This is a genomic window from Streptomyces sp. NPDC051104 (genome assembly GCF_040682835.1).
Classification (GTDB): domain Bacteria; phylum Actinomycetota; class Actinomycetes; order Streptomycetales; family Streptomycetaceae; genus Streptomyces; species Streptomyces cynarae.
The window spans coordinates 1-1,716 of the sequence record NZ_JBFBBS010000132.1; the positions used below are offsets into that span (position 1 = coordinate 1).

Genomic DNA, 1,716 nt, shown 5'->3' on the forward strand with positions numbered 1-1,716 from the left:
CTAGAAGGCTGCTGAAAATCTCGCGTTTTGGCCCCGGCTGAGTGGAGCCGGGGCCAGTCTTGTAGGCATGCAGGGGGAATGGGCCGGGGAGATGGTCGGGCCGGATGTGTGGGAGACCTGCCGGGAGTTGATCCCGGCGGGAAGTGTGTTCGCGTTCCTGGCCGAGCACCGTGAGGCGCTGTTTCCGCCGTCGATGTTCGCGGACATGTATCCGTCGGCGAACGGTCGTCCGAGTCTGCCGCCGCAGGTGCTGGCCGCGACGGTGGTCCTGCAGAGCCTGCAGGGGCTGTCGGACTTCGAGACGGTCCAGGAACTGCGGTGTGACCTGCGGTGGAAGGCGGCTTGCGGGCTCGGCCTGTACGACACCGCTTTCGACCCGTCGCTGCTGACGTACTTCCGGCGCCGGCTGCGTCACTCGGCCGACCCGACGCGGATCTTCACCAAGGTCAAGGAGGTGGTGGCCGCGACCGGCGTGCTCAAGGGCAAGCAGCGGCGGGCGCTGGACTCCACCGTCCTCGATGACGCGGTGGCCACCCAGGACACCGTCACCCAGATCATCTCCGCGGTCCGCCGGGTGATCCGCGAGGTCCCCGGCGCCCATGAGACCGCACAGCAGTGGTGCACGGCGCACGACTACACCGACCCGGGCAAGCCGAGGATCGCCTGGGACGACGAGACCGCCCGCGCCGCACTGGTCGACGCGCTGGTCACCGATGCTCTCAACCTGCTCGGTCACCTGCCCGAACAGGAAATGGGCGAGAGGGCGGCGAACGCGGTGGGCCTGCTGGCCCTGGTCGCGGGCCAGGACGTGGAACCGGCCGAGGACTCCGACGGGCGCGATGGCCGCTGGCGCATCGCCCGGCGCACGGTCGCGGACCGGACCGTGTCCACCGTCGATGCGGACGCACGGCACATCCACAAAAACCGCACCCGCCACCAGGACGGCTTCAAAGGGCATGCCTCCTTCGAGCCGGAGACCGGGCTGTTCACCGCGGTCGCCCTCACCAGCGGCTACGGCCCCGACAACCACGAGGCCGCCGTCGCCTGCGATCTGCTGGCCGACGAGGACGAGGGCAGTGAGTTAACCGTGCTCGGCGATTCCGCATACGGCACCGGCGACCTGCGCGCACACCTGCAGGCCGACGGCCACACCCTGGTGATCAAGCCGCCACCGCTGCGGCACGCCATCCCCGGCGGCTTCACCATCGACGACTTCCACGTCGACTCGGCGGCCGGCACCGCGACCTGCCCGGCCGGACACACCGCCAACCTCGGACAGGTCAAAGCGGACGGCGCTCGCACCGCCCAGTTCAAACGCCTCTGCACCGACTGCCCCCTGCGCGGACGCTGCACCACCTCCAAGACCGGGCGCACCCTCAACATCCACCCCCAGCACGAACTGCTCACCGCAGCCCGCCACCAGGCTGCCACCGACCCCGTCTGGCAGAACGAATACCGCAGATGGCGGCCCCCAGTCGAACGCGCCATCGCCTGGCTGGTCGCCAAGGGAAACCGCCGGGTCCCCTACCGCGGCGTCATCGCCAACAACCTCTGGCTCCACCACCGCGCCGCCGCCCTCAACCTCCGCCGACTGATCAACCTCGGACTCACCAGGGCCAACGGCAGCTGGCACCTCACCCCGGCCACCGCATAAGCAAGGGCCGCCCGGCCTACGACCGGACAGCCCCACAACCAAGATTTTCAGCAGCCTTCTAG

The 1,716-nt window shown here is 69.5% G+C and carries 1 protein-coding gene; it reads left to right on the top strand.

The window, feature by feature from the left end; all coding sequences use genetic code 11:
- The first annotated feature begins 67 nt into the window (after nt 1-67).
- Nucleotides 68-1,654, top strand: a complete 1,587-nt coding sequence (locus tag AB0N14_RS40045; RefSeq protein WP_366030598.1) for an IS1182 family transposase — start codon at nt 68-70, stop codon at nt 1,652-1,654.
- Nucleotides 1,655-1,716: the final 62 nt, after the last annotated feature.